The 26,512-nt window shown below is 50.5% G+C and carries 29 protein-coding genes; 14 read left to right on the top strand and 15 right to left on the bottom strand.

The annotated features are described in order from the left end of the window. Positions 1-101 precede the first annotated feature (101 nt). Positions 102-746, bottom strand: coding sequence for a cytochrome b N-terminal domain-containing protein (locus H6F93_RS04775; RefSeq protein ID WP_190646469.1), 645 nt, complete (start codon positions 744-746; stop codon positions 102-104). Positions 747-977: 231 nt separating this feature from the next. Between H6F93_RS04775 and H6F93_RS04770 the strand changes: the two genes are divergently transcribed. From H6F93_RS04770 to glyS, 3 genes are all read left to right on the top strand, one after another. Then, complete coding sequence (locus H6F93_RS04770; RefSeq protein WP_190679522.1) at positions 978-1,904, top strand: glycine betaine ABC transporter substrate-binding protein; 927 nt, start codon at positions 978-980, stop codon at positions 1,902-1,904. Positions 1,905-1,968: 64 nt separating this feature from the next. After that, the gene (locus tag H6F93_RS04765) at positions 1,969-2,934 is read left to right on the top strand and encodes an ATP-binding cassette domain-containing protein (RefSeq protein ID WP_190646467.1); all 966 of its coding nucleotides are present in this window, start codon (positions 1,969-1,971) and stop codon (positions 2,932-2,934) included. Between the two features lie 199 nt (positions 2,935-3,133). Further along, the gene (glyS, locus tag H6F93_RS04760) at positions 3,134-5,275 is read left to right on the top strand and encodes a glycine--tRNA ligase subunit beta (protein ID WP_190679521.1); all 2,142 of its coding nucleotides are present in this window, start codon (positions 3,134-3,136) and stop codon (positions 5,273-5,275) included. 141 nt (positions 5,276-5,416) lie between these two features. Here glyS and H6F93_RS04755 read toward each other — a convergent pair whose 3' ends face one another. After that, the gene (locus H6F93_RS04755; RefSeq protein ID WP_190679520.1) at positions 5,417-5,875 is read right to left on the bottom strand and encodes a DUF29 domain-containing protein; all 459 of its coding nucleotides are present in this window, start codon (positions 5,873-5,875) and stop codon (positions 5,417-5,419) included. A gap of 78 nt (positions 5,876-5,953) precedes the next feature. Here H6F93_RS04755 and murD point away from each other — a divergent pair, with 78 nt between their 5' ends. The 3 genes from murD to H6F93_RS04740 all read left to right on the top strand — a co-directional run bounded on the left by murD (position 5,954) and on the right by H6F93_RS04740 (position 8,596). After that, positions 5,954-7,336, top strand: coding sequence for a UDP-N-acetylmuramoyl-L-alanine--D-glutamate ligase (murD, locus tag H6F93_RS04750; protein ID WP_190679519.1), 1,383 nt, complete (start codon positions 5,954-5,956; stop codon positions 7,334-7,336). A 147-nt stretch (positions 7,337-7,483) separates the two neighbouring features. Next, positions 7,484-7,834: a hypothetical protein gene (locus H6F93_RS04745; protein WP_190646463.1), complete on the top strand. Its 351-nt coding sequence runs from the start codon at positions 7,484-7,486 to the stop codon at positions 7,832-7,834. A 411-nt stretch (positions 7,835-8,245) separates the two neighbouring features. Then, positions 8,246-8,596: a hypothetical protein gene (locus tag H6F93_RS04740; RefSeq protein ID WP_190679518.1), complete on the top strand. Its 351-nt coding sequence runs from the start codon at positions 8,246-8,248 to the stop codon at positions 8,594-8,596. Positions 8,597-8,609: 13 nt separating this feature from the next. On the opposite strand, the gene H6F93_RS04735 is transcribed toward H6F93_RS04740, so the two are convergent. The 7 genes from H6F93_RS04735 to H6F93_RS04705 form a co-directional block, all read right to left on the bottom strand. Further along, positions 8,610-9,416, bottom strand: a complete 807-nt coding sequence (locus H6F93_RS04735) for a tetratricopeptide repeat protein (RefSeq protein ID WP_190679517.1) — start codon at positions 9,414-9,416, stop codon at positions 8,610-8,612. 75 nt (positions 9,417-9,491) lie between these two features. Next, the gene (locus tag H6F93_RS04730) at positions 9,492-10,220 is read right to left on the bottom strand and encodes a DUF8738 domain-containing protein (protein ID WP_190679516.1); all 729 of its coding nucleotides are present in this window, start codon (positions 10,218-10,220) and stop codon (positions 9,492-9,494) included. A 597-nt stretch (positions 10,221-10,817) separates the two neighbouring features. After that, on the bottom strand, positions 10,818-12,407 hold the full coding sequence (locus tag H6F93_RS04725) for an Hsp70 family protein (protein WP_190679515.1): 1,590 nt from the start codon (positions 12,405-12,407) through the stop codon (positions 10,818-10,820). Continuing rightward, entirely contained in the window at positions 12,404-12,976 is a 573-nt protein-coding gene (locus tag H6F93_RS04720; RefSeq protein ID WP_190679514.1) for a nucleotide exchange factor GrpE, read from the bottom strand. Before H6F93_RS04720 ends, H6F93_RS04725 begins: the two co-directional genes overlap by 4 nt. Before the next feature lie 143 nt (positions 12,977-13,119). Continuing rightward, entirely contained in the window at positions 13,120-13,332 is a 213-nt protein-coding gene (locus H6F93_RS04715; RefSeq protein WP_190679513.1) for a DUF2997 domain-containing protein, read from the bottom strand. Between the two features lie 98 nt (positions 13,333-13,430). Then, positions 13,431-14,621, bottom strand: coding sequence for an extracellular solute-binding protein (locus tag H6F93_RS04710; protein ID WP_199313477.1), 1,191 nt, complete (start codon positions 14,619-14,621; stop codon positions 13,431-13,433). A gap of 58 nt (positions 14,622-14,679) precedes the next feature. Beyond that, complete coding sequence (locus tag H6F93_RS04705) at positions 14,680-14,964, bottom strand: hypothetical protein (RefSeq protein WP_190679512.1); 285 nt, start codon at positions 14,962-14,964, stop codon at positions 14,680-14,682. Positions 14,965-15,401: 437 nt separating this feature from the next. On the opposite strand from H6F93_RS04705, the gene H6F93_RS04700 reads away from it, so the two are divergent. Continuing rightward, complete coding sequence (locus tag H6F93_RS04700; RefSeq protein ID WP_190646454.1) at positions 15,402-15,773, top strand: hypothetical protein; 372 nt, start codon at positions 15,402-15,404, stop codon at positions 15,771-15,773. A 23-nt stretch (positions 15,774-15,796) separates the two neighbouring features. Here H6F93_RS04700 and cobT read toward each other — a convergent pair whose 3' ends face one another. Together cobT and H6F93_RS04690 are read right to left on the bottom strand one after the other, a co-directional pair. Continuing rightward, the gene (cobT, locus tag H6F93_RS04695; RefSeq protein ID WP_190679511.1) at positions 15,797-16,918 is read right to left on the bottom strand and encodes a nicotinate mononucleotide-dependent phosphoribosyltransferase CobT; all 1,122 of its coding nucleotides are present in this window, start codon (positions 16,916-16,918) and stop codon (positions 15,797-15,799) included. 17 nt (positions 16,919-16,935) lie between these two features. After that, the gene (locus tag H6F93_RS04690) at positions 16,936-17,805 is read right to left on the bottom strand and encodes a DUF2232 domain-containing protein (protein WP_190679510.1); all 870 of its coding nucleotides are present in this window, start codon (positions 17,803-17,805) and stop codon (positions 16,936-16,938) included. Between the two features lie 125 nt (positions 17,806-17,930). On the opposite strand from H6F93_RS04690, the gene H6F93_RS04685 reads away from it, so the two are divergent. Beyond that, positions 17,931-18,875, top strand: a complete 945-nt coding sequence (locus tag H6F93_RS04685) for a bestrophin family protein (protein ID WP_190679509.1) — start codon at positions 17,931-17,933, stop codon at positions 18,873-18,875. Here H6F93_RS04685 and H6F93_RS04680 read toward each other — a convergent pair. After that, entirely contained in the window at positions 18,802-19,341 is a 540-nt protein-coding gene (locus H6F93_RS04680; protein WP_190679508.1) for a universal stress protein, read from the bottom strand. The genes H6F93_RS04685 and H6F93_RS04680 overlap by 74 nt on opposite strands. Before the next feature lie 21 nt (positions 19,342-19,362). Between H6F93_RS04680 and H6F93_RS04675 the strand changes: the two genes are divergently transcribed. Further along, entirely contained in the window at positions 19,363-19,542 is a 180-nt protein-coding gene (locus H6F93_RS04675; RefSeq protein ID WP_190646449.1) for a hypothetical protein, read from the top strand. A 20-nt stretch (positions 19,543-19,562) separates the two neighbouring features. Here H6F93_RS04675 and H6F93_RS04670 read toward each other — a convergent pair whose 3' ends face one another. Both H6F93_RS04670 and H6F93_RS04665 read right to left on the bottom strand, forming a co-directional pair. Next, on the bottom strand, positions 19,563-20,276 hold the full coding sequence (locus tag H6F93_RS04670) for a DUF4230 domain-containing protein (protein ID WP_190646448.1): 714 nt from the start codon (positions 20,274-20,276) through the stop codon (positions 19,563-19,565). Between the two features lie 200 nt (positions 20,277-20,476). Continuing rightward, positions 20,477-20,692: a hypothetical protein gene (locus H6F93_RS04665; protein ID WP_190679507.1), complete on the bottom strand. Its 216-nt coding sequence runs from the start codon at positions 20,690-20,692 to the stop codon at positions 20,477-20,479. Between the two features lie 296 nt (positions 20,693-20,988). On the opposite strand from H6F93_RS04665, the gene ndhM reads away from it, so the two are divergent. The 4 genes from ndhM (at position 20,989) to mutY (ending at position 25,733) form a co-directional block, all read left to right on the top strand. Beyond that, the gene (gene ndhM, locus H6F93_RS04660; RefSeq protein ID WP_190679506.1) at positions 20,989-21,339 is read left to right on the top strand and encodes an NAD(P)H-quinone oxidoreductase subunit M; all 351 of its coding nucleotides are present in this window, start codon (positions 20,989-20,991) and stop codon (positions 21,337-21,339) included. Between the two features lie 141 nt (positions 21,340-21,480). Further along, complete coding sequence (locus tag H6F93_RS04655) at positions 21,481-24,072, top strand: protein phosphatase 2C domain-containing protein (RefSeq protein WP_190679505.1); 2,592 nt, start codon at positions 21,481-21,483, stop codon at positions 24,070-24,072. A 111-nt stretch (positions 24,073-24,183) separates the two neighbouring features. Next, positions 24,184-24,525: a DUF760 domain-containing protein gene (locus tag H6F93_RS04650; protein WP_190679504.1), complete on the top strand. Its 342-nt coding sequence runs from the start codon at positions 24,184-24,186 to the stop codon at positions 24,523-24,525. 35 nt (positions 24,526-24,560) lie between these two features. Further along, complete coding sequence (gene mutY / locus H6F93_RS04645; protein ID WP_524537894.1) at positions 24,561-25,733, top strand: A/G-specific adenine glycosylase; 1,173 nt, start codon at positions 24,561-24,563, stop codon at positions 25,731-25,733. A gap of 114 nt (positions 25,734-25,847) precedes the next feature. Here the strand turns inward: mutY and H6F93_RS04640 are convergent, their stop codons facing one another. Continuing rightward, positions 25,848-26,231, bottom strand: a complete 384-nt coding sequence (locus tag H6F93_RS04640) for an NfeD family protein (RefSeq protein ID WP_190679503.1) — start codon at positions 26,229-26,231, stop codon at positions 25,848-25,850. 55 nt (positions 26,232-26,286) lie between these two features. Here H6F93_RS04640 and H6F93_RS04635 point away from each other — a divergent pair, with 55 nt between their 5' ends. Continuing rightward, complete coding sequence (locus H6F93_RS04635; RefSeq protein ID WP_190679502.1) at positions 26,287-26,442, top strand: hypothetical protein; 156 nt, start codon at positions 26,287-26,289, stop codon at positions 26,440-26,442. Positions 26,443-26,512: the final 70 nt, after the last annotated feature.

Below are 26,512 nucleotides of genomic sequence, written 5' to 3'. Positions count from 1 at the left end.
GAAGGTTTCCAACCAATCCTATTGAGTATCGTTCAAGTATATTGGCTGCAAATCAACCGTGTGTATTCACTTTGCCATCTAGCGTTGTCATTTGGCGTCAATTATTCGTTGCCCAAAACTTCTAGATTTTCTAGAGAATCTGAATCAGACGATTCTTCCAGGGGTTGACGAGGTTTAGAAGCATACAGCAGCGAGACCAGATGAACGATCGCCAGGATAACGGCAGCGATCGCCAAAATGTAGCTATGCAATGTGTAAAGGTGCTGTACCGTCGTCGTGTTCACCGCACCGCCGCCCGTCAACACATCTCTAAGCCGACCGCCAATGCGGGGAATTGCCTCAATTGCGCCTAGCTCGATTTGAAAGCGCCAGTAGCCAACCTGCGACCAGTCTAGAATCATCGCCGTCCAGCCCAGACCAATTCCTGTGAGAATCAGTACAATACCGCTGACCCAGGCAGTGAACCAGCTCGGCTGCGATCGCCGACCCAAAAACAGCACAATCAACTCAATCAGCGCTACCCCAATTAGCCCATTGCCGCCGATGTCGTGCAGGCTGCGAATTAGAGTGCCATTGGGAATCTCGGTGGCGATCGCATCCAAAGAGTTGTAAGCGCCGCCCGCAGTGGGAGTGTAGTAAAACGCTAAAAGTACGCCAGTTACAGCAGCCAGCAGCGTTAGGGTGAGGGTAATAACCGCAAGAATTGTAGCCAGTCGCCGCAAGATTAGAGAGGAGGAGGTATTCATGGCGATCGCAAATGTTTACTTTTGTAATTCAATCCTAACGAGATATTGAATTTTGTTTCCAAAAATTCTCAATTTTCACCTTAAGACGTATGTACTAAAGACATTTGAATAAGTGACAAATGTATTGTGCTTTTCACGACTTATTAACTTTAGGTGGAGTTCGGTATGATGTCGGGGTGAGATTATGTTGCGGTTAACTGTCTATCGTCCTACCTCGGTGAGGGATCTGCTATGAAATTCACTCGTCGTCTGCTGGTACTTCCCCTGCTGGCACTGTTCACAGCATTCGTCATCGTCTCCTGTACAGGTAGAGGAGGGGGTGATGCAGAAGGTGGCGATGCCGCAACGATTAGAGTGGGTTCCAAGGACTTTACCGAGCAGTTCATCATCGGTGAAATGTATGCTCTGGTGCTAGAAAATGCTGGACTTCAAGTCGAACGTAAGTTAAATCTAGGGGGAACACCCGTCGCCCAAGCCGCCCTTGAGAGCAATCAGATTGACCTCTACCCAGAATACACAGGCACAGGTTTATTAACAGTCCTAAAATTGCCCGTCAACAGCGACCAGGAAGCCGTTTATCAGTCCGTTACCGAGGGCTACAAAGAACAGTTCGACCTGGTCTGGCTAGAGCCTTCCCCCATGAATAACACTCAGGCACTCGCTATGACCCAGAAAGCCTCCGACTCTTTAGGGGTCAAGACAATTTCTGACATGGCAGCTAAGGCAGGCGAACTGGTCATGATTGGCCCACCAGAATTTGAGGCGCGCGAAGACGGTTTGCCAGGAATCAAGGAAGCATACGGTGATTTTGAGCTTGCTGAATACAAGGCTGTCGATCCAGGACTGAGATATCAAGCTTTGGTGGATGGCGAAGCCGATGTCGCAGTTGCATTCGGCACTGATGGCGAAATTGCCGCTTTTGACCTGGTGTTGCTCGAAGATGACAAACAGCTATTTCCGCCCTATCAAGTTGCACCCGTCGTTCGTCAGGAAGCTCTAGACGCAAATCCTGGCATCGCCGATGCGCTGAATGCGCTTGCCCCCTTACTAACGGATGAGGTAATGCAGCAACTCAACTATGAAGTCAGCGGCAACCAGCGCGAACCTGCGGAAGTTGCCAAAGAGTTCTTAACTCAAGAAGGGTTAATTGAAGGATGAAGAATGCGAAAACGCCTTCTTTCCCTAGCCCCTGAACCCCACGCCCTTTAAGCGGGAGATGCCTGTGAGCGCTATTCGTTTTGATCAAGTAACCCTGCGATTTCCGGGTGCGGCTCGACCCGCTGTAGATCATTGTGACTGCGAAATTGAGTCAGGCAAGCTGGTTGTGATTCTCGGGCCGTCAGGCTGTGGCAAGACAACACTGTTGAAGATGGTAAATCGGCTGTACGAGCCAACGTCAGGCAGAATTTACCTGGATGATGCAGATGTGCGGCAGCTAAAGGTGACAAAGCTGCGTCAGCAGATTGGCTATGTAATTCAGCAGTCGGGATTGTTTCCGCACATGACGGTGGCGCAAAATATTGCGGTGGTGCCAAAGCTACTGGGCTGGTCGAGATCAAAAACTCAACTGCGAATTGACGAGCTATTGACGTTGATTGAGTTGCCTCCCCAGGAATATCGCGATCGCTATCCTGCCCAACTTTCAGGGGGACAGCAGCAACGAGTTGGACTAGCCAGAGCGCTAGCTGGCGACCCGAATGTAATGCTGATGGATGAACCCTTTGGGGCGATCGATGCGATTACTCGCGCCAGTCTTCAGGACGAAATTTTGCGGCTTCAGCGGCAGCTCAAGAAGACCATTCTGTTTGTCTCCCATGACGTGGAAGAAGCGTTGAGGCTGGCTGACAAAATTCTGATCATGCAAGCAGGGCACATCATTCAGTACGATACGCCGTTCAACATTCTCACCAAGCCCGTCAACGACTTTGTGTATAACCTAATGGGAGCTGATGATATGGTGCGTCAGCTAAGCTTGCTGCGCGTCGAAACGGCGATGGTGAATGCGCCAGAAGGATTCAGTCAAAATGGTGAACCCACGATCGCCCGTGATGAAAGCTTGCGCCATGCACTTTCTCTAATTTTGAGAACCGGGGCACAAAAGCTAACTGTTTTGGATAATGGCTCAGCCGTTGGAGTTTTGACCTTAGAACATATCCGAGATTCTGCCAGCCTGGGTGCAAGCACCTAATTGTTTGAGTAAGGAATGCGTCAGTAGATGTCAGTTGGGTAGAACACCGTAAAACCTAACGTTTGCATAAATCCTGTTGGGTTCCGCTTTGCTTCACCCAACCTACGGGGCTACTGTCTCATGCAAGAGTTTATTGCATGAGACACTGCACGTTAAACTGTTGGAACTGGCTAGTGTGAATTGCTGAATCATTGCAAATATGGCGACGTTTTTGTTGGAAGTTGGGGCTGAAGAATTGCCAGCGAGCTTTGTGGACGAAGCGCTAGCACAGTGGCGATCGCGCATTCCGGCTAGCCTGTCCGAACGTTTCTTGACCTCAGAAGCGATCGAGCTATACGGCACGCCACGACGTTTGGCAGTGCTGATTAAAGGGTTGCCTGCTCAGCAACCCGACCGCGAAGAAGAGGTAAAAGGGCCACCTGCTCAAGCGGCTTTCAAAAATGGACAACCCACCAAAGCGGCAGAAGGCTTTGCTCGTTCGCGTAATGTCGAATTGAGCGATTTGCAGGTTCGTGCGACTGATAAAGGCGAGTTTGTCTTCGTCCAGCAAAAAATTCCCGGTCGTCCCACTGCCGAAATTCTCACAGAACTAATTCCTAACTGGATCTTTAGCCTGGAAGGACGACGGTTCATGCGCTGGGGCGACGGAGATCTGAGGTTTCCTCGCCCGATTCGCTGGCTAGTGACGCTGCTAGACGACACAGTTTTACCAATCACGCTGGTAAACGGTTCGGAAAGCTGTACGAGCGATCGCACTTCCCAGGTTCACCGCGTTCTCCATCCACAGCCAATCAACATTTCTGCTGCGTCAGACTATCTTGCCAATTTGCGTTCTGGCTTTGTCGAAGCCGACCCAGAACAGCGCAAAACTAAAATTCAGAGTCAGGTGCAGGTAGCAGCAAAAGAATTAGGCGGTTCTGCATCAGTTTCGCCCAACCTGTTGCAAGAAGTCACCAACTTAGTGGAATGGCCCACTGCCGTCGTCGGCAAGTTTGATCCTGACTTCCTGGAATTGCCTGCCGAAGTGATCATCACTGAGATGGAAAGCCACCAGCGCTATTTTCCTGTTCTCAAGCAGGAAGATTCCACGGAACTTTTACCCTATTTCATCACCATCTCGAATGGCGATCCAGCAAAGTCAGATTTGATCGCTGCTGGAAACGAACGAGTAATTCGCGCTCGACTTTCTGATGGTAAGTTCTTTTTCGATGCAGACCGCACCATTCCCCTAGAGGATTATCTGCCGCGATTAGAGAAAGTCACCTTCCAGGAAGACTTGGGATCGGTGCGCGATAAGGTCGATCGCTTCAGCAAAATTGCCAATCGGGTTGCCGGTCAGCTTCAGGTCAATGACGCACAGCAGGAATTGATTCAACGAGCAGCACTGCTTTGTAAAGCCGACCTGGTGACACAAATGGTCGGCGAATTCCCTGAGCTTCAGGGAATTATGGGACAAAAATATGCGCTGACGAGTGGAGAACCGGAGGCGATCGCCACTGCCATTTTTGAGCACTACCTACCACGTGGAGCCGGAGACCAGCTTCCTCAAACACTACCAGGTCAAGTAGTTGGTATTGCCGATCGCTTGGACACACTAGTCGGCATTTTCAGCTTGGGAATGCTGCCCTCTGGCTCATCTGACCCCTTTGCGCTGCGACGAGCCGCTAATGCAATTATCAACATCACCTGGTCAGCCAAACTGCCCTTAAACCTGGATCTTTTACTAGAGCAGGTCGTTGCAGATTTTGCGGCACATCGCTCTACCCCAGCCGAATTGCTTACTCAACTTCAAGACTTCTTTCTGCAAAGGATTCGGAGTCTGTTGCAGGAAGACCAGATCGACTATGACCTGGTAAATGCAGTTCTCGGTGAGAACGACCCCGAATACACGGAACGGGCATTGAAGGATTTACTAGATGTGCGCGATCGCGCTCAATTCCTCCAAGCTATTCGCCAAAACAAGGACCTGGATACAATCTATGAAACGGTCAACCGAGCCTCTCGACTGGCGCAACAGGGCAACTTAGACACCATTCAGCTTAATCCTGAAGTGGTCGTTCAGCCGAAACTGTTCCAGCAGCCCTCAGAGCAAGCATTTTACGATGCGCTAGTGCAGCTTGTGCCCCAAACTGAAGCAGCCCAGGCAGAGCGAGATTATCAAAAGCTGGTCAATGGGCTGAAGCAAATTGCTCCTATCATCAGCAACTTCTTCGATGGTCCGCAGAGTGTTCTGGTGATGGATTCAAACCCTGATATCAAACGCAATCGCCTGAATCTACTGGGATTGTTGCGTAACCATGCGCGAGTTTTAGCGGACTTTGGGGCGATCGTGAAAGGTTAGCAGAACATCCTCAAACCAGTGCATTTCATCGAGTAGGGGCATAGCATTCGGCAGCTATCTCATTGTCTCAAACGCAGCTTTTGCCCGAATGCTATGCCCTTACAAGGTGTACATCATCTGAGGGGGTTAGGAGCGATCGCCCTAAGATTCTTCTGTCAAAGAACTGGACTCACCGGGGTAGAAGCGATCGCTCAAAATCTGTTCCAGCGAATAACTGCATTCTGACGGAAAAGTTTTGTAGGGTAAATTCGTTTCGCTGACTGCTAGATCCCTACCAGTCTCAAAAGCTTGTTGTAAAGCCTCTTGCAAGTAGGGTTTGAGGCTAGGGTTCTCTTGCAATAGCTGCAAAACTTCACGCCGCTGAACTCGAATTGTCGCCAACCAGCTTCGGCTACGCTGTTCTGGTTGATATTGCCATTTCAACAAGTGCCCGATCAAAACACTCAGACGATTGCGAAGTTCCCGACGCTGCTGCTTGCCCAACGATTCGATCTCCTCAATCAGATTGGGCAAATCCAAACTGCTCCATTGCTGCATTTGCAATAGCTCAGCTTGTTTCTGAGTCCAAGCGTAGAAATCTGTATCGTAGAGGCTACGCATCGTTTCACCGCCAATTTATTCATCCGGTGTCCCTCAAACGGTAACATGGGGGATGCCAAATTAGGGTCGCTCCTTGTTATGTCTCACGTCTACGTCATCGGAATCGGAAAGTCGGGAATCGCTGCTGCAAAGCTGGCAAAACGTCAGGGCTGGCAAGTCACAGTCAGCGATTCTAAAACTTCTGAGGCGTTACGCCAGACGCAGCAAGACCTGGAGGCAGAAGGAATTACGGTCGGACTAGGAGATTCCTTTCAGCCCAACCCGACCGAGATGCAGCAAATTGTCGTCAGTCCAGGCGTACCTTGGGATTTGCCTGCTCTCGTTGAAGCCAGAAAACTCGGGATTGAAGCCATCGGCGAGATGGAACTGGCTTGGCGATCGCTCCACTCCATTCCCTGGGTCGGCATCACCGGCACTAACGGCAAAACCACTACCACTGCCCTAATCTCCGCCATCTTTCAATCTGCCGGACTCAACGCTCCTGCCTGTGGCAATATCGGCTATGCCGCCTGCGACCTTGCCCTCACCACCCTTCCCCCCAACCCTCAATCCCCAATTCCTAATCCCCCTGACTGGGTGATTGCTGAACTTAGCAGCTACCAAATCGAATCTTCCGCCTCAGTTGCGCCCCGAATCGGCGTTTGGACAACCTTCACGCCCGATCACCTGAGCCGTCACTATACCTTAGAGAATTACTTCAACATCAAAGCGCATTTGTTAAACCAGTCTCACTACCAGGTGTTAAATGGAGACGACCCCTACCTGCGGAAAACGGGAGGCGATCGCTGGCAAAACGCCTACTGGACGAGCGTGACCGGCAAAGCTGATCTGGTTGCCAATCCTGAGCAGGGCACGTACATCGAGAATGGCTGGGCGATCGCTCAAGGAGAACCGATTGTCGAAGTCTCTGCACTGCGAATGGTCGGGAATCACAATCGCCAAAATTTGCTGATGGCAATCACGGCAGCGAAGTTGGCGGGAATTGAGAAAGAAGCGATCGCCCAAGCTGTTCGTGATTTTCCTGGAGTTGCCCATCGCCTCGAACATATTTGCACCTGGCAAGGCATCGACTTTATCAATGACAGCAAAGCCACCAACTACGACGCAGCCCAAGTTGGGCTTGCGTCCGTCAAAAGCCCTGCGATCCTGATTGCAGGTGGTGAGGCAAAAGCCGGAGACGATCAGGCTTGGCTTGCTACAATCCAATCTAAAGCTGCTGCCGTATTGCTGATTGGCAGTGCCGCCCCCGCCTTTGCTCAACGCCTCAACCGAATTGGTTACTCATCGTATGAAACGGTTGAAACAATGGATCGTGCTGTAAAACGCAGTGCAGAACTCGCCAAACAGTACAGCGCTGAAGTCGTTCTCCTCTCTCCTGCTTGCGCCAGCTTTGACCAATACGAAAATTTTGAGCAGCGTGGCGATCACTTCCGTCAGCTCTGTCACGCGATGTGCAACTAAAAGTCGTTGCAACCTTTCTCCGAAACAAGTCCCAAAAATGCTGAATTGGCACGATGGGTTAATAGGGGCGACAGTCAATCGCATCTGTACAAACCCTAAAATTGCCTGGAAGGATTAATTTTCAAACGGTGCGACAGGAGAAAAACGGTGAAAATTTTGACTGTTTTTGGGACGTGTTTTATCATGCTCTTAGCTTTGTTGTGGGCCCGCACGGAGAGCTATTTCCCACTCTATCCATTTATTGATACAACACTGCCAGAAGGCTTTTCACAACAAAAATTCGAGCAGATCACGCAGGGCATGACCAGAACAGAGGTTGCAGCCATTTTGCCCGGTTCACCCGAAGCAGGAAGCTCCTACTGGCAAAACTCGTACTGGAATTACGGGTGCGATGGTAGATGTAATGGCTGGTGTGATCTGGCGTGGATTGGCTTTGGAATTTACTTCAATGAAGCAGGAGAAGTTATCAAAACTGAGCGTGTAGTGTACATGGATTAGCTCTGCTAAAGCTTACTCCCTTTCTAATTGAAGATTAGGTTCTAGAAGATCAGGGACGTATCTCCGCTTCGCAGGGGTACTCCCTGATCTTTCAGTGGAAAAGGAGTAACTTAGCGTCAAAAACTTCTCCAGCAGCTCAACTAGGGCAAGCAACCAGCAAAGGGTTATGGGCAACAACCTAATCCAGATTCTTATAACGTGAATCTAATCCAACAGCCGCAACGAATTGCCTTCAGCCTCGCCCTGCTGACCGTTGCTCTAGAACGCCGTTTTCGGTTTCACCAAGCTTTTCTGCAAAACCAATTGCAACAACTAATTCCAAAAAATTGCTGAATTAGCGCGACTACTTAATAGGGCGATCGCTGATTCAAGAAGTAATTGGTTTTTAAGTGGTGTGAAAAGGAGGAAGTTGTGAAAGTCCTAACCGTTTTTGGAACGTGTTTTTTGCTGCTGTTGGCTTTATTGTGGTCCCGTACAGAGAGCTATTTTCCGCTCTATCCCTTGATTGATACTCGACTACCGCAAGGCTTTTCAGAGCAGAAGTTTAAGCAAATTACACCCGGAATGAGCAAAGCAGAAGTTGCAGCCGTTTTGCCTGGCTCACCCGAATCTAGCAGTACCCAGTGGCAAGAATCATATTGGTTCTATGGAAACGATGGCGGATGCCACGGCATGTGTGATTTAGCCTGGGTCGGCTTCGAGGTTCAGTTTGATGAGGCAGGAAACGTCATCACAACTAAACGCTCGGTATTCGGGGATTAATTCCTGTTTAGACTTAGCTCAATGTCAAAAATTTCTCTAGTGCATCTACCAAGGCGGGCGACCAGCGGCGCGTATGAGCTACCCAGTCAAGGTTTTTGTAGCGCGAGTCCAAGCCAATGGTCGCGACCCAGTTGCTTTCGGCTTCGCCCTGCTGCCCGTTGACCCAGAGGGCCGCCGTGAGAGCCGCCCGCATGTCGGCAAAGCGGGGATATTTGCGAACCAGGTTTCGCATGGTGCGGATTGCTTCTTCGGTTTCGCCAACCTGGTAGAGGGCGATCGCATAATTCGCCCGCGCAAATGCATATTGAGGAGCCATGTCAGCCGCCGTTCTGTAGTCGGCGATCGCCTCTTCCCATTGCCCTAATCCGGCTTTGGCGTTGCCGCGATTGTTGTAAGCGGCTGGGTCTTGGGGTTCTAGTTCCAGAACGCGATTGTAGTCGGCGATCGCTTCTTCCCAGCGACCCAATCCTTCCAGGGCAGTACCGCGATTCAGATACGGGTCGGGTGCATTCGGTGCCAGTTCAATCGCTTTGTTGTAGTCGGCGATCGCTTCCTCTAGCTTGTTTTGGCTGACCCTGGAATTTCCTCGATTGCTCCAAAGAGCAGGGTTATCGGGTAGCTGTTTAATCAGCTTCGTCCAAGACTCTTCTGCGATCGCAAACTTTCCTTCATTAGTTGCGGTAAACGCCTGATCGCGGAGCGTTTCAACCGTTTCTATCTCAGCAGCAGACGGGGTTTCCATCGCCTGAGCTTGAGCAGGAAGAAGGCTTCCTGTCCAGGTCATAATCAGCAGCAGCAGTGCAAGCAAAAATTTCAGCATAATTCCTGATCATGGCAGGTCTTTCAAATCAGGACAACTGAGTTGGGCAGTGTTTTCTGATCCGGGTACATAGCGCTATGGCAGATGGTACTGATTCACCTGGCTTTCCCTCGCGTTGAAAGCCATTATTCTTGCACTGGCATCAATGTGATAAACCCAACGCTGTCCGCCGTCCGTGACAACGACGCGCCAGCCTGTAATTCCAATCAAAGCACATCCACCAGTCTCTTCTAGTTCATCAATGCCCATACAGCCATCCCATTCCTGTTCTTCGATTTGGGTAGCGCGCAGTTGCCCAACTGGAATGTTAGATTGTCGTGCAGTAGCGTGAAGGACTCGATCAAGAGCGGTTTGCAAAAAACGGCTAAACTCTGTTGTGGAGTATTCAAACTTCACTTGCGAGGCATCAGCGTTTGCGCGATATTCCCAAGTTTGATCGTTGGCTGATGCAGTAATGCGCCAGCCCTGAGTTAGCTCCTGAGTGCAAGATTCTCCTGAGACGGGTAGGCCAAGACAATCATCTGCCCACGTAGTTGGCTCAATTCTGACAATTCGCACCTCGCTGCGATCGATATTGAGCTGTTGTGATAATTCTTGCTGTACTCTTTGCAAAATTGATTGAGGTGCTGCATTAGGTTGTGGCAGTAGAATGGGCTGCGGTGTAGAATGCTGCACTACTGGTGAGGTGAATTCCGTTAGCAATAAAGCGCTTCTATTCAGTTCTTGAAGCAGGAGAGTGCCTACAATCAGAAGAACTGTACTGATGGGCTGGAGCAAACGAGGCGAGTTGTTGTTGTCTTTCATAGGGCACTCGTTCAATAGAAAAAACGGGTGAATGAACTACAGACGAGCTAACATTTCTCTGTTGCACTCACCTAAGAACACTCTATTTAGCTAACTCAGGTTCGGCAGCCTGAAAAAGTTAGCTTTGGTACTTTGAGAAAGTCAGAAGATATGTAGATTTGAGGCAATTAACGCTCAATCCACAACTGCTGCTCACCGCAGTTCAATTGCTCTCCACCTCAAAATTCTTGAGGAGCGCTGCGGAATTATTGAGAAGCGCTACAGAATCACGGAGGAGCAGTGCGGAATGGCAGAGAAGCAGTGCGGAACTATTCAGGAGCATTGCGCAATGACTGAGAAGCAGTGCGGAACTATCCAGGAGCATTGCGCAATGACTGAGGAGCACTATAGAATTACCGCGAATCGCTGCAAATCACTGCAAAGTTATGACTGATACGGAATTCATTTCGTAAAGAAGCACTCTTTGGTGTGCGGGCGAAGCATTCAGTCACAATTCCTGCCACTGAAGCACAGTTCTTTTGCCGAATGCTACGCCCATACCGATACCGCTACTCCACAGACGGATTTGGTATGAGTACTTTAGGGGCTGTTATTCAGCTATTGCAATTTGGCGATCGCTCCCTTATTGACCAACACCTTACCCGTCAGCAAATCTTCCACTGTTGCGACCAATACCCGCTGTTCATTCACTTCAAATTGAACTGATACGCGATCGATGCCCACTTGTCCGGGTGGGTTAAGGTGAGCAACGCAAACCTGGTCGTGCTGAGTGTCGAGCGAGCGATAGGTTTCCTGTTTACGGAGAGGAGCACTAGTCATTCTGCCTTGAGCATCGTAGGCAACTTCTGCTTGGGCGACTTCTGCCACTTCGCCAATATCCAGACGAATTTCTCGCTGTCCATCAATAGCCACCTGAAGCGTGAGAGGTTCTGGGCGCTGACAGGGATATTTTGCCCCCTGAGCAAACAGCGAAAAGTAGGAATAGGTTTTGCTGTAAGGTTCCCAGAGGCGAATGGCATAGCTGTGACGCAGATAGTCCTCTATGCTGGACAGTTGGCTGAGCGCCAAAGCGCCATGGGCAACGGCTTCAAAGGGTTTGTCCATTTTGACCCGCTGCCGCCCAAAGTAGGAAACGATCAGTTGCTGCACTGCCGGAATCAGGCAACTGCCGCCGACCAGCAGCACTTGCTCGATGTCTGATTTGGCAATACCTTTGCTAAGGGCGATCGCCAGCGTTTCGTCGAGTGCCTGCCGCAACTGTTCTAGAAACTGACGGACTTCTAAAATTTCCTCAAGCTGGCTGCGGCTAAGCTGTAGCTCGTAGGACGTAAAACTTTCCTCGTCGAGCCAGCTTTCTTTAGCGACTTCGGTTCCAGATAGGCGAATTTTTAGGCGTTCGGCGATCGCCAGCAAATTCTGCCAGCCAACTTCCCCGATTAATTGTCGCGACGAGCCAACTTGACGCAGGTAATCTTCCACAATCCACTGGTCAATGTCCTCACCACCCACATAAGCATCCGATTTTGCCAGCACCTCCGCCCGAATAGCTGCCTGTTCTTTGCCTGCGATCGCATCTCCCTGGGTTGCTGCCGTGCGAACTAAACTCAGGTCAAGCGTACCGCCCCCAAAGTCAATGACCAGCACCAGCGAACCGGGGCGCTGCACCGCATAACCTAGCGCCGCAGCGGTCGATTCATCTACTAGATGCACTTCAGCTGCACCCAAGCGTGACCCGACTTCACGAAACCAGCCCAGATAGCGCTCAAAGGCTCCAACCGGAACGGTAAAAATGACCTGATCAGGCTGAATTTGGTGCAGAATCTGCTGCCAGATCTGCTGTAAGAACTGCTCGGATACTGCGGTAGCTGAATAGCTTACCCCATCAATCTGGCGGGGTGGCGGCTGAAAGTCAGCGGCAAGATCGCGCTTAAAGGCTTTGAACAGGCGACCGGGTTGGGTCAGTCCCAAGCGTTGCGATCGCACCTGTTCGCCAACCACCCACTGTTCCTGAGATTTGACGAATACCAGCGTCGGCACAACCGGAATTTCTTGATCCCCTTTGGACGTTCTTAAGCGAAACAATCGGGAAATGCCGCTGAATCTAAGGGATTTAGGCGTTTGCGTATCTGGCTCTAGGATACTGACGACCGTATTGCTGGTACCAAAATCAACCGCGATCGCAATCACTGTGCCCCTCCTGGCAATGTACGGCTGACTTTTGCGGGACAGAGAATGCGATCGCCCTGCCGATAGCCCACAAATCGAACGTAAACCTGTTCCCCGACCGTAACGTCATCCTCATCGGGCTGGTGAATCTGGGGATCATAAGCAACCTGCTCCCAAGCAGAACCAATCAACTCAACACCCCAACCTTGCAGCAAATTTTCTAATGGTATGAACAGTGCAATCAAGTTTTTGGCAGGCAGATCGGGCTTTGCTTGAGCCATTTTTTGAGCGCTGGGGTAGTTCGTTAGCAGCGTTTGAATTTGCTCAAACGTCGCCTCCTGAAAGTCTGCTGTGAGTTGAGTTTTCTGCTGCTGAAGTTGTTCTCTCAGTCGCAAACATTGCTGCTGCAATGCAGCCATTTCATCTGCCATTTCCTGAGTGTGAGCAGGAGGAGCAGGGGTAGCAATTTCCTGTCTCTGAGCATTGTTCTTTGCAAGTTGTTTCCTCGACCCAACAAAGCCCAGAACCAACGCAATAGTACTTAACGTTAGGACATAGCCAAATCCTACAAGGCTAGAATCATCTCCCATAATGTGCTTCAAGCTCAATCGTGAAGTACTCAAACAAACTCTAAGGCTCAAAAGCTAACTAGTAGGTTGGGTGAAGCGCAGCGAAACCCAACACTTGCAATTGCCAAAGGCCTTTCGTTGGGTTGCACTTTGCTTCGCCCAACCTACATTTGAGTTAGAGATTGAGTTTCATCTGTTTCAAGATCGACTTCAGTCTCGTAGTACTGCGGCAAAAGTTCTTGAGATTCCACTTCGCCTAATGCTTGCTCTATCGCTGAAGTCGTCTCAGTGCAGCCTGCACCAGAGGCATTGAGTACAGTTTCAACAATCTTGCCGTCCTTGCCAATGCGGTACTCAATTTTGCGGTATTCAGCCATAGCAGTTTTGTTTAATTCGATTGGTTCAATTATGGCTGATGGGATGGAGAGGTTAGGGACTGGGGGCTAAGGGAAGTATCTCCTCATCCTGCATTCCCTTATCCCTCAACCTTCCCTCTCACTTCTGTCCAAAGGCGATGGTATTGAGCGATCGCCCCCTCTGACAGCGGTTCAAGAAACTCGCTGCGCTCCAGCACCTCGGTAGAGGGTAACAACACACTATTCTGCTGAATCGGAGCAGGCAGATCGGTGCGATTTAGTGCGGTCAACACTGGGGAAGCGGCTGTACCTAGCAGCGAGAGATTGACTGCATTTTGGCGCTGCCAGCAAAAGTTAATCCATTGCTCGACCAGCGTAAGTTCATCCCCTGTGCGGGTAACAGGTTTTGCTGCTGCGGGACGCACCCAGGCATCAGCAGTGAGAATGGTGCCCGATTCTGGCACGATGGCAGCAATACGGCGATCGCGCTCCAGCACAGGCAACACATCCGTAGACCAGCCCAGCGCTATCCAGGTGTCTCCTAGCAACAGCGGTTGTAGATAGTTGTCAGAACTGTAAAACTTGGTCTGCTGGTGGAGCGCTTGCAGTTCAGCTTGCAGTTCTTCACCCAAATCCGTTGGGTTGAAGGACTGTCCTAACTTCTTAGAGGTCACTCCGATCACGGCTGTAGGGCTATCCAGCAGTGACACATGTCCTTTTAGCTCTGGTCGCCACAGGTCTTGCCAGTCGGTAGGTGTCCAGCCCAGTTCCTCAAATTCCTCAATCCGATAGGCAATTACAGCACTGCCCCAGCGATAGGGAGCAGCCCAAAGTTCTCCTTCAGGGTTAAGCTGTCCCTGGCGATCGCGTCGAACGAGTGCCTGCCAGCGATCCGGCAGCTTTTCCCATTCCGGCAAAGTCTCCAACTCAAGCGGCTGAATTAGCTCCTGTCGAATTGCCGAAGCTAACCAGTAATCTCCCAAAGTCACTAGATCCGCCACGTTTTCAGGTTGGCGGTTTGAGTTGAGGAAAGGGATTCTTTCCCTCCAGCCTGAGCGAACGGGTTCGGCTTCAGCTTGCTTCCAGGTTTGCAGCAGATCGTATAAGTCAGAAAGTTGGGGCTGAGGCAAAAAATCTAGAGCAAGCTGTTGCTCCAGGTCACGCTGAAAGGCTCGCAACAGTTGCACCGGAACGGAGCCATCGAGCAACCGCACCCGCAGGGCCGCATTGCTGCGACTATTGCATCCTGCCAGGAGTTGAGCGAGTGCCAGTGCCCCTGCGCCTGCCAAAAGCGATCGCCGCTTGATCATGCCTTCCTGTTCCTACTGTTTTTTCTACTGTTTGCGTTCTACGCCAAAGCCAATCGGGTCAATCACCGTTAGCGTTGTTCAAAACGTCTGGCGATCGCCCCTGTTTCAGGATAGCCCTTGTCTCGCCAGTAATAGCCCTGAACCAGTTCACTGTCAGGCGCAACCTCGATCTAGGCGGCAAAAGGAACGGCAGTGGCACGGACTGCAAGTAGGTATTGGGCAAAAACAGTGCCTTCAGACTCACCGATACTTCTTCCTCTAGAAAGGATGACTCTGTTGGAATAATTTTGAGCGGCAATAAATTGTTGATGTAGATTGCTTTACGCGCGATTAACAACTTCATAGCAGATCGAAATAACTCGACTAAACGGTCAAAAATAGCAGTTTTACAGATATTTTCGACGGCTATTTTTAGAATCCAAGTATTTCAATTTAAAACTTTTATTTTCTATACTTAGCGATGACCTGAAACCAATATCTGGACGGCACTTCAGTATTTATGTTCTTTCGTAAAGAAGACGGATTTTAGCAATCATGCAGGTAAGATAGATGAGTAATCTGATGAAGATGAAATTTAGGGTTTTCAAGTTACTTCCTAGTTAGGAATACTTAGATTCTTTGCAACAGCTTTCTGAAAAACCCAAATGGTACTCCGACGGCTGACTTCTAATTTCTTCATCCCAAGCGTGGGCTAAACGTTAAATGATTCAGGAATAAACCTGGATATGCCCAATGCTTTTTTAGTATGGACTGTAAGCAATTCAAAAAATGGGGCATTGCATGGATTCCCTTCAGGAACAAGTTACGGGCTTAAGTTTGAAAGTTGACGCACTGCACCAGACTATTGAGCAGCTCGGCAACAAAATTTCAACAGCTCTGTCTGACACAAAAACGACATCAGATAGCAGCTTCCTGGCTGCATCTGGAATTAGCATAGGGCGCAGCTATTACCAACGTAGTCGGACGGTGGATAGCTCAATGGAACACAAAGATGTGCTGGTCGACTCTAATTACCCCGAATCTGACAGCCAAACAGGCGATCGCGCCCTCGCTCCAGAGATTCAAATTCAGCGTCTAACGGCTCAATTGACCGCAGCCTACAACCGGATTGCGGCATTAGAAGAGCAATTGCTGTCTCAGCGTATTCACTAACTCTGAATACTCAATCTGAATACTCACTCACTTTGAACGCATTCGAGACGTTCTGCTAAAGCCTCGATCGCTTGCATCAGCCTAACTTGATTCCATTGCTGGTAGAGGTGAGCGGCGATTGCACATCCGCCTGCGCCAACGCCTTCTTTGACATACCCCTGCTCATAGGCCCGCAGTTGAGCATACCGAGAATTCGCAAAATTAAGCTGTGTCGCCATCAGGGGTGCATTTAGAAGTTTTGCCAATTCCACGGTGTCGCCAGTTGGGTCTTCAGCCACCCAGCGTGTTGTACCCACTACAACTTGTTGAGGGTTCCAGGGATGAGTACGCGTTTGGCTAATGGCTTCTGCTAACGTGTAAACTGCCAGCATTTGAGTGCCGCCTGCCAGTAAAACGCCACAGGTGCGGCTGGCTGCAATTGCCATGCCTGCCACCACCACCTGCATCGGATCGCCCACTGCCGCTACGACAGCCAGGGGATCAGGAGAGTTATCTAACCGATGCGCCTCTCGAAGAAAACCTGATTGAGCTAGCCCAGCCGTGACAACTGCTAGCTTTTGGTCATGATTGCAGGTTGGGTGACTGCTGTTGACTTTACCCGCAGCATCCCAACCCAGAGCTGTCAGCACAGATAGAGCCGTGGTTGTTCCTCCAACCACACATTCTCCCAAGATTAGATATCCTTGGGGGTTTTGCGCTGCCAACTTTTCACCCCAAATTAGTCCTTGCTGCAGCAAGTGCTGCACGGTTGCGTGATCTAACGCTTTCCCTTGGGTTAAACAGCGAGCTGGAGTTCCTCCTAGATCAATACAGGGAACTGAAGGCAGGTGCGGCAACCCAGCATTAAACAGGTATAGGGGTACGTTTTGGGCTGCGACAACAGCACGAGAGATCAGAACGGGAGAAGCACCTGCATGTAGCGGTGGCAGTGGGTGTTGAGGAGCAGGTTGAGGACCGTTGTAGAGAAACTCAGCGTCTGCGATCGCCGTATATTCCCGATCTGCCGGAGTCGCCCCCGCTGCTGAAATCCCAGGGATCAATCCCGTTTCTGTAAAGCCCAGCACGCAAGCAAAGAGAGGCGATCGCCCCTCAAACTGTTGCAGCCACTCCCGCCCCCACTCAAGCTGGGAGTAAACCCGAATCATTCTTCATCCCTCATCCTTTATCCTTCCTCTTCCAGCAACACCTGCACCCAGCTTGGAGGCTCTGGAATTGGGTTGCCTAACCGCTCCAAGAGGAGCCATGCCGCCAAATGAACCGTGAACAGGTAAACCAGATCACTACAGATGATTGCCCCAATCGTCACAAGCTGAATCACCGTCAGATCTGGTTGCCCCAAGGCGCTAATTCCAAGCAGCCCCCAATCGACTAGCTTGGTTAAGATCCATTCAGTAAAATCTGTAATGCGGTTGGTTAAGTAGATCCAGAGGTCTTCACCCAAAAAGGTCGACAATAGCCAAATTCGGAAGAAAAAGCCAAAGGTAGAAATTAGCGTTCCAGTGCCGATTGACATCGTCCAGCCAGCCTGTCGTTTCCACAATGCCCCAAGTTGTACGCCCAACAGCCCATAAGGGACGAAAAATAACAGGCTCAGGTAGGGACCCATCAGCACGGATAACAGCAAACCTGTTACTAGCGCTGACATCCAAGCAGCTCGGTGACCCCAGCGCAGGTAGACTAAGGCAATTGGAGCGGGAAATAAAATCCGCATCCAGGCACCAATACTAAGGTAATAGCTGACGAGCCAGAGCAAGCTAGCCGTGCTAGCAAGAAACGCTGTCTCTACCATCGCAAGAGGCGGTAAAGCAGCCTTGACTTCGGGAACGACCAATTCAGGCTGTCCTGTCTGCTGATCTTTTGCTGAATCAGCCACCACTGCGAAGGGATCGTCTAAAAATTTTTCTTCAGCTTTAGCTTGAGCAGATTTGTCTGATTCAAAGGCGGGATCGCTTTTCGGATCAGAGGAAGATTCAGGTGAAGATCCCTGTTTCCGAATTGGGTCAGATCGATCGCCTTCAAATGAACCACTCATGCAAAATCCGAGAAGATAGCAGATCTACTCTATCGCTATATCTGCTCAATCAGCAGGGGTCAGATTTGAAACACTGTTATACGGTAGGTTGAAGGAATGAAGCATTGCTTGTCTTGTAACCTTCTATGACCCTCAACTGGTTTGCCCAAGCGTTCCGCTTGAAAGGCTCAGTAGCACTGACGGTGCTGCCGCGTTCGCTGCTATTTGGGATGTTTGGCTTACTTGTTTCACTTCTGCACTACTTCTACCCCCTGCTTTCACTGAAAGTACTGGGAGACTTGACCACCAATGTCGTTTTTAATCTAGTACTGGGTTTGCTGCTGGTCTTTCGCACCAATTCAGCCTACGACCGTTACTGGGAAGGACGCAAAGCTTGGGGACAGTTGGTTTTTAACATTCGGAACTTAGCTAGAGAAATTAAATTGGGGATCGCCGCCCCAGAGCCAGCCGACGAAACAGAAAAACAAATGGCACTGCGTCTATTAGCGACGTTTGCCCTGACGACGAAACATCATCTTCGGCAAGAGTCGGTCGGTCATGAAGTCTCCGACCTCATTGCTGAAATACAAAATCTAGTGCTAGAGGGCTCTAGCAATTCTCCATTAGAAATTACTCTGTGGCTGGGTGATTATCTTCAGAAGCAGTTTCAGCATAATCATCTGGATTCGATGCGGCTGGTGGCACTTAACGGAATGCTCAGCAATATGGTTGAAGGGCTGACCAGTTGCGAACGGATTCTACGAACCCCCATTCCGATCGCCTATGCAATTTATTTAAAGCGCTTAATTTTAATCTACTGTGTGGGTTTGCCGTTTCACTTGGTTGACGATATCGGCTGGCTAACTGGCATCAGTCTAGTGATTGTCAGCTTCATTCTATTTGGGGTAGATCAGATTGGCGATGACATTGAAAACCCGTTTGGGTGTGATGCAAATGATCTGCCGCTAGACTCGATTTGCGATACGGTCAAAACTAGCGTTGATCAGGTGATTGAATTTATGCCGGTTGGCGATCGCTCCCTTCCACTCGCATTTCAGTCAGAGAAGCTTGAGCAGTTGGAGCTTGAATGATCAGCACCGCACAGGGAGCATGGTGCAGCACGTAGTTACTGACGCTGCCTAAAATTGCCTCTGTCAGCCCTTTTCGTCCTCGTCGTCCAACTACTATCAGGTCAGCATTCCAGTTTTTTGCGATTTCGCACAGCCCCTGCCCCGGATCGGCGACTCGGTAGTTGATTTCAGTCGCAATGCCTTGGCGAGTAGCAGTTTCACCGTAGTGACTGAGTAACGCCTTTGCTGCCTCGATCTGTTGCTCTAGATACGTGTATTGTGCCTGATGAGTTTGGCTGACAAAATGAGCCGACAAACCCAATTCACCGGCCGCAAAAGTGGGGGATGTGGTCACAACATCTGCTGTCAGGCAATGACACAGCAGTAGCTTGGACCGATTAGTTTGAGCCAACTCCAGCGCTTGCTCAAATACTGGTTGGCTCAGTGCAGCGTGATCAACAGCAACCAAAATTCTTTTGAAGCTCATAACATCTCCTTGAGACAGCCCGTGGGTTGGAAGACGGCTCAAGCGATACGTAACTCAACCAAAGCGCTTTTAACTAATGGCGATCGCCCTCACCCACCCGTCTCACGTCCGCTTCAAGCCTCACCTAAAACTTATCTCAACTTTCAGGTAAAAATACGGTTTTGCAACATGGCTTCAAACATCTTAAAAGCGCAGCATTAGCACCGTGTTTGAGCAGAAAATTACTGCTTTGCACAAGCATCAGCAGCGGGCGCTTGGGTTTCAACAGAAGAGTTGGCATAGCCTGCGGTGGTCAGCAGTTGACTAACCGCTAATTCTGCTTTGACGTTGGCTTCTTCAAGAATGCCTTGAGCGCAAGCCGCTTCTATTACCTTTTGCAGCGTTTCCTGCTGGGCAAGCTGCTGAAGATCAGGGGCAGCATCCGGACCTAAACCCAAAAAGCCTCGGTCATAGTCATAGACTTTCGAGCGGTTTACATCAATTTTGCTGTCCAGAATTTCGGGTGATGGCAACTGCAGGCGAATAGCGTCACCCGTAACCTGAATATCATTTTCGTCTAGCTCAGCCAGGTCAACTCCAGCCCGAACTTCTCCGTAAGCGATGTAAAGCAGAGTCGTCTTGCCGATTGTGTAGCCACCAAGGGTGCGATCGCGACTCGCAGGTACAACCGCCTCCATCGCAAAAATTGCCGTGGTCAACTCGCTAACTCCGCGCACTTGTTGCACGACGAGCGATCGCACGTCTACTTGGGGAGGGGGTTGCGGTGCGGTAAACATTGCCTGCACATTCTCAAAAAATCGTTCGCCACTACGCCAAACGCCCACGACCGTAAATAACGCCAGCAAAACGGTGCCACCCGTCGCCATCAAGGACAGGTTTCTGAATACGGCACCCATATTAAGCCTCTGTCGCTTTTGAGACTCGTAGCTGCCCATGCGATCGCTCCCTCTGCTGGCAAACCGAACACGGCCGTTTCCAGTCTACTGTTAAAGGCGAGAGATAGGGATGGGGGGAGAAGAATGAAGGGGATGGGGATTGAAGGTTGCGGAGCAGAGGTTGGAGACTGGGGTAGGAATGAATGAAGGATGAAGGCTTCCCACCTGTCCGCCAGTCCCTAAACCCCAACTCCTAATCCCTAAGCTTCCTGCTGTTTGAGCATGAATTTTTTTAAGCTTATAGCCACGACTAGGCAACCGACCTGAATAGCTGTGGGGGCAATGATGATTCCTGCGACAAGGAAAGTGATTGCCAGCATTCCAACAACAAGGGCTGGAATTTCTTCGGTAGTTTGCATGAATAGGCGGCCAAAACCGAAGGCGATCGCAAACAGAAGCAGGCAGCTTAAAAACATGAGGTATTAATTTTCTGTAATTTTTGACCAGGGTTAGACACAGTGCGAATGACGAAGTTTCCGCAAAGGTTGACCCGTATTTTGATATTTTAAGTAGCTTTCTTTGCTTCGAGAAGGCGGATTCTACGGAGAAATCTGTTCGGTCTGCTCAGCAAAGTTTGCAAAATTTGCTGATTTTGATTGAAGAGTTCAGAAATGGTGATGAGAGAGATTGGGTTAAAGGGCTGCGATCGCCCCGTTGACGCTTTAGAATGAATCAGAATCCTGCCGCATCCGTGTGAACACCCTAATTTCTTATGCTGCTTAAGTCCACTACCCGGCACATCCGCATCTTTACGGCTGAAGTTGACACTGCTAACGATGAGCTTCTACCCAGCGAGGATAAGCTGACATTAGATGTTGACCCAGATAACGAATTGCTCTGGAATGATGAGGCAATCCAGGAGGTTTATCGCAAGTTTGATGAGTTAGTTGCTGCTTCTGCCGGGGCAGACCTGACTGATTACAATCTGCGTCGAATTGGCTCTGATCTAGAGCATTTTGTGCGATCGCTACTGCAAGCAGGCAAGATTTCCTATAACCTCAAAAGCCGCGTCCGCAACTACAGCATGGGCTTACCAAAAGTGTCTGTTGACGAGTCTATCTAGGGATGTAATTGATTTTTGATAGCACATCCTGCTCGCAAGAATTAAGCCAAACCTGGTTATACCCGTTTGTGTAACACGTGTAAGATGGTCTGTTGGCGGAAGTCTGAGATATCCTGAGAAGACCGCTGTATTCCTGGCTTCATGCAAAACGCCACAGCAACAATCTATTGCCCCAACTATAGTTGTCAGGCTCCCAATCCGGAGGGTCATCGGTTCTGCCAGAAATGCCGTACCTTTTTGCCGAGGCATTATCTCTGGGCAGTGGGACACGATGCCGATGCCTATCAACCTGGAGAGGTGCTGGCAAATCGTTATATCTGTAAGAGTCCTCGGATCTTCCTGGATGCAAAACCGGGCATAGTTTCCCAGGCTCCGACGGAAATTCCTCAATCGATATCGGCTTATCTGCGACTTTCCCCCTATCGGCTCCACGTTCCTCAGGTCTACGGGCTGGTGCAGGCAGATCAGTCTGGAGCAGACATTCTGCTGTTGGAACAGGCAGCCCTGTTTGTGCCGCCTCTCTCTACTCAGGCTGGTACTGAAGCAACCATTCCCTCCTTGTTACCTGCCCTGACCGAAGTGTGGCAACAGGCAACGGGGTTGCGCCAAATCAATTGGCTGTGGCAGATCGCTCAACTCTGGCAACCCTTAACGCTAGAGCAGGTTGGAACCAGTTTGCTGGAGCCTGATCTGCTGCGAATGGAAGGACCCCTAATTCGCTTGCTAGAGCTACACCCCGAGCATGGAAGCAATCCGCCAACGTTGCCTCAATTGGGTCATCTCTGGGCAGGATGGGCTGAGACGGCTCAAGCAGCGATCGCCCCTTTCCTCCAGCAGCTCTGCCAAGATCTAATTCAAGGAACTATTCGCAGCGGCGAACAGCTTGTTGATCGGCTAGATAAAGGCTTGTCACTGGCAGGACAGCATCAGTCGAGGCAAATTCAAGTTGCGACTCGCACAGACCAGGGACCAAGCCGCCAGCGCAACGAGGATGCCTGCTACCCGCCCGGTGGCACCTTCAAGACCATTACCCTAACTGTTGGAACAGCGGCTCCTGATTCTTCGTTGGTGATTGTCTGTGACGGCATCGGTGGACATCAGGGGGGAGACGTCGCCTCGAACCTGGCGATCGAGGCGATTTGGGAACGAATGCAGCCGCTGCGCCCAGAATCCCTATCGCCTGCTGCTCTGTCGGTTGAAATTGAAAAAGCTGCCTGTGCTGCGAATGACCTGATCAGCCAGCGCAACGACAGTGAAAAACGGCTCGATCGCCAGCGTATGGGTACAACGTTGGTCATGAGTTTGGTTAGAAACCACGAACTTTATACTGCTCACGTAGGTGACAGTCGCGCCTATCTGATTACTCGCTGGGGCTGTCACCAAATCACCTTGGACGATGACATTGCCTCACGGGAAGTGCGCCTGGGCTACGGATTTTATCGGGAAGCTTTGCAGCAGCCGAGTTCTGGTTCGCTGGTGCAGGCCTTGGGCATGGGGTCTTCTAATAGTCTGCATCCGACAGTGCAGCGGTTTGTGTTGGATGAAGACTGCATTTTCTTGCTCTGTTCTGATGGCTTAAGTGATGGCGATCGCGTTGAGGAATGCTGGGATACAACTATTTTGCCGGTGCTAGACGGTAAGTTTGACCTGGCTGCGGTGAGTCAGCAGTTGGTTGAGATTGCCAACACCCGCAACGGACACGACAACGTAACAATTGGGCTAGTGTACTGTCGGCTGAGCGAGCAGGGGTTAAACATTGCTCCGGGTGCATTGATGTCAGCGGTGCAGCCGCCACGCCAACCCATGCCTGCTAAAACCGTTCTGCAGACAGGTTGGGGAGCGCGGATTCAGCCAACTCAATCTGATGCAACCACTTCAACCCTGAAGACTCAAGTGTTGGAACCATCTAAGCGACGGCGTCCCAGCATCTTCCCGTTGCTGTTAGGGATCTTAGTGCTGTTAGGGTTGGGGGGAACGCTACTGGCGCTACTGGTGCCGTCGATTGGCAACCGCATCGCTCCTTTGGTTGGCCTAGGCCCAAATTCCGAACCTGCTCAGCCCTCGTCTGAACCCACAATTGTTTCAGATGAGTCTCCTGAGCAAACTACAGCAGCGATCGCCTCTCTGGAGGTTGGTTCTTACATTCGAGTGGAGCGATCGCCCTCACCGGGTTCTCTAAGTGGCAACGAGCCATTGGTGCTGCTGCCTCAGCTTGCATCTTCTACTGCTGACCCTGGGAGTGCCGCTCCGGGTGGCACCGCTGATGACTTTCCTGCCCCACCATCTACTGCAACCGGGGAGATTCCTTCAGGCAGTGTCCTTCAGGTTTTGAGCCGGCAAGGTGCGTCTGGACAAGAGCGATGGGTAAGGCTGCGGGTTTGTTCTGTCCCAACGGCTGAAGGCTCGATTGGGCAGCCCTCTGAAGAGGGTACTGCTGACAGTCCGACAGCAAGCCCAATATCTAGTTCGACAGTTAGCCCCGATGCAGGCAACCGATCGCCTGTCCCGATTGAACCAACGGCACCGGAACCGGAACCGGCTACACCGCTGCTTCAACCTGGGGCAGAAGGCTGGATTCAGGAAGCGGCGATTGCCTCCCATGTCCAACCGCAAAACGGACTAACTGCTGCTCAACGAGGAGAATGCGCCCCACCAACCGCATCGACTACACGCATCCCAGCTAGCCCTCCAGCCACCCCGATTCCTAGCCCTGCTGCACCAGCAGGTAGCTGACCTAGGTAGGCAAATCCGCCACTGCTAGTTCGGTTCCGCCCACTTCATGCCTGAGGGGGGGATTGGTAGATTAGGTGTAGGTGATAAATCCGATTGAGTGAGGTTCCTAACGTGAACAACGCATCAAATCAAGTCTCAGAGTTTTTTGGTAACGAAGCTGAATCTGGTAGCCAGTTTTGGCAGTATGTCCAGTCGATGAATCCAGAAACGATTGCTCAGCTTTCTAAGCCAGGTTCTTCTGAAGTCTTTCAGGTCATGGAACGGAACATCATGGGGCTGTTGGGAAACCTCCCACCGGAGCACTTTGGTGTTGCCATTACAACCAGTCGTGAGCATTTAGGACGTTTGCTGGCTTCGGCAATGGTCAGCGGCTACTTCCTCCGCAACGCAGAGCAGCGGATGGTGTTTGAGCGGTCTCTACAAGCGAGCGAAGCAGTTTCCGACGCTGAATAGTTAGCAGGTAATTTATTTAGCGGTGCGTCATTCTGGTGGCTTCGGTAAATCAAAATTCATCTGTAGATATTAACCCAGACTCGGCAGGCTTGAGTGCAGACCTGTCGAGTTCTGCTATGGAGACTTTGCAGCAGTTGCCGTTGATGAGTTTGCGACGATCGCTCCTTACCTGGTACGCCACCTCTGGACGCAGTCTGCCCTGGCGGGAAACCCGAGACCCCTACCAAATCTGGGTTTCCGAAATCATGCTGCAACAGACTCAGGTAAAAACTGTAATTCCCTACTATCAGCGATGGATAGAGCAGTTTCCTACAGTCGAGGCGCTAGCGCAGGCAGACCAGCAGCAGGTCTTGAAAGTTTGGCAGGGGCTTGGCTACTATGCTCGTGCGCGAAATTTGCACAAAGCAGCCCAGGAAGTCGTGGAAAAGTTTGGCGGACAGTTTCCCCCAAATTTAGAAGAGGCGATCGCCCTCCCAGGAATTGGACGCACCACTGCTGGAGGTATTCTCAGCGCAGCTTTCAACCAACCCGTTCCAATTTTGGATGGTAATGTCAAACGAGTTTTAGCTCGATTGATTGCACTAGACCGATCGCCCAGTAAAGCGCTTAAGCTACTATGGCAGCTATCTACAGATCTGCTGGATTTACAGCAGCCGCGTGACTTTAACCAGGCTTTGATGGATTTGGGAGCAACAGTTTGTACACCCAAAAATCCAGCCTGTTTGCTCTGTCCCTGGAAAGAACCCTGTTTGGCTCACAATCTGAACATGCAAAACGAATTGCCTCTCTCTGAAAGTCGCGCTCCCCTGCCCCACAAAAAGATTGGCGTCGCCGTCATTTGGGATGATCAGGGCAAAATTTTGATTGATCGCCGTCGTCAAGAAGGGCTGCTCGGCGGACTCTGGGAGTTTCCTGGTGGCAAAATTGAGCCAGAAGAAACGGTAGAAGCCTGCATTAAACGAGAAATTCAGGAAGAGCTGGGAATTGAGGTGGAAGTGGGCGATCGCCTCATTACTATCGACCACACCTACACTCACTTTCGCGTCACGTTGAATGTACATCACTGCCGCCACCTGAGCGGCGAACCCCAACCGATTGAGTGTGACGAAATCCGCTGGGTAACACTAGCCGAAATCGAACAATTTCCTTTTCCCAAAGCAAACGTACAGATTATTCAGGCACTACACGAATTCACTGCTGAATCGTGACGTTTAGAGCAAGGAATCGTGTAGGTTGGGCGGAGTAGGGAAACCCAACTTCTGTATGGGTTACACTGCGCTAACCCATTCTACGGTTATACAGCTAACATCAGCTAACTAAAATTACGCTTGAAAGAGGTAGCGATCGCCATCATCACTTCGCTTGAGTTTCAGCAAAACAGACAGTCTAGAACTGAGCCTCTGGCTCCATTCAGCGCTGCGGAGATCGTCTTTGTCGGATTGAATAGGGGCATTAGAGGAAAACTCACCGGGCAGTGGGCTACCCTTTGGCACGACGAGTAGAGTGATTCCCTGCCGTCCCACAATAGTTACAACTTCTTCAGGATTTGCAGACAGGTGAGAATCTGGATAATAAAACTGAGCGGGCCAATAGCTTCCTTGAAACTTCACCCGTCCCGACTCAGTAGAGGTGATGGTTTGCTCGACCTTACCTGCTTCTGGTTTGGAGAAAAGCGTAATAGTTTGGGAATCTTGCGAAGATTTCATGAATAACCTCTAAAAGTGCTAAAAACGGTTTTTCTCGACGAAACAGGACTCCGGGTTGTTGACTCTCACTATCGAGCATTCTTCTCAACGGTCGAGTGACGCAGCTACTCGATCGCCTGTGATTGTTCAGAGAGCTTTAGGTGATGGAGAATACCCTAAATGGGTGATGTCCTTCACGCAACCCACTGATTTTGGTCACTGCTCAGTCTGAAAGGCAGACTATCAGAGGACAGCAAATTAAAAATTAGGGTCAAAGATAGAAGGGTATCCCACTCCGTGGG

Origin of the sequence: Leptolyngbya sp. FACHB-671 (assembly GCF_014695745.1) — a bacterium.
Taxonomy (GTDB): Bacteria; Cyanobacteriota; Cyanobacteriia; order Elainellales; family Elainellaceae; genus JAAUTN01.
The sequence above is the reverse complement of the archived record's forward strand: the minus strand, read 5'-3'. Positions and strand labels throughout refer to the sequence as shown.

Bases quoted from the DNA above. Each gene is read 5' to 3' on its own strand.
- murD (WP_190679519.1), top strand. From the start codon at position 5,954: ATGTCTCACGTCTACGTCATCGGAATCGGAAAGTCGGGAATCGCTGCT.
- H6F93_RS04640 (WP_190679503.1), bottom strand. From the start codon at position 26,231: ATGAAATCTTCGCAAGATTCCCAAACTATTACGCTTTTCTCCAAACCA.
- H6F93_RS04775 (WP_190646469.1), bottom strand. From the start codon at position 746: ATGAATACCTCCTCCTCTCTAATCTTGCGGCGACTGGCTACAATTCTT.
- H6F93_RS04680 (WP_190679508.1), bottom strand. From the start codon at position 19,341: ATGAGCTTCAAAAGAATTTTGGTTGCTGTTGATCACGCTGCACTGAGC.
- H6F93_RS04705 (WP_190679512.1), bottom strand. From the start codon at position 14,964: ATGAAGTTGTTAATCGCGCGTAAAGCAATCTACATCAACAATTTATTG.
- H6F93_RS04720 (WP_190679514.1), bottom strand. From the start codon at position 12,976: ATGGGAGATGATTCTAGCCTTGTAGGATTTGGCTATGTCCTAACGTTA.
- H6F93_RS04735 (WP_190679517.1), bottom strand. From the start codon at position 9,416: ATGCTGAAATTTTTGCTTGCACTGCTGCTGCTGATTATGACCTGGACA.
- H6F93_RS04665 (WP_190679507.1), bottom strand. From the start codon at position 20,692: ATGTTTTTAAGCTGCCTGCTTCTGTTTGCGATCGCCTTCGGTTTTGGC.
- H6F93_RS04690 (WP_190679510.1), bottom strand. From the start codon at position 17,805: ATGAGTGGTTCATTTGAAGGCGATCGATCTGACCCAATTCGGAAACAG.
- H6F93_RS04655 (WP_190679505.1), top strand. From the start codon at position 21,481: ATGCAAAACGCCACAGCAACAATCTATTGCCCCAACTATAGTTGTCAG.
- glyS (WP_190679521.1), top strand. From the start codon at position 3,134: ATGGCGACGTTTTTGTTGGAAGTTGGGGCTGAAGAATTGCCAGCGAGC.
- H6F93_RS04730 (WP_190679516.1), bottom strand. From the start codon at position 10,220: ATGAAAGACAACAACAACTCGCCTCGTTTGCTCCAGCCCATCAGTACA.
- cobT (WP_190679511.1), bottom strand. From the start codon at position 16,918: ATGATTCGGGTTTACTCCCAGCTTGAGTGGGGGCGGGAGTGGCTGCAA.
- H6F93_RS04670 (WP_190646448.1), bottom strand. From the start codon at position 20,276: ATGGGCAGCTACGAGTCTCAAAAGCGACAGAGGCTTAATATGGGTGCC.
- ndhM (WP_190679506.1), top strand. From the start codon at position 20,989: ATGCTGCTTAAGTCCACTACCCGGCACATCCGCATCTTTACGGCTGAA.
- H6F93_RS04710 (WP_199313477.1), bottom strand. From the start codon at position 14,621: ATGATCAAGCGGCGATCGCTTTTGGCAGGCGCAGGGGCACTGGCACTC.
- H6F93_RS04700 (WP_190646454.1), top strand. From the start codon at position 15,402: ATGGATTCCCTTCAGGAACAAGTTACGGGCTTAAGTTTGAAAGTTGAC.
- H6F93_RS04685 (WP_190679509.1), top strand. From the start codon at position 17,931: ATGACCCTCAACTGGTTTGCCCAAGCGTTCCGCTTGAAAGGCTCAGTA.
- H6F93_RS04755 (WP_190679520.1), bottom strand. From the start codon at position 5,875: ATGCGTAGCCTCTACGATACAGATTTCTACGCTTGGACTCAGAAACAA.
- H6F93_RS04715 (WP_190679513.1), bottom strand. From the start codon at position 13,332: ATGGCTGAATACCGCAAAATTGAGTACCGCATTGGCAAGGACGGCAAG.
- H6F93_RS04770 (WP_190679522.1), top strand. From the start codon at position 978: ATGAAATTCACTCGTCGTCTGCTGGTACTTCCCCTGCTGGCACTGTTC.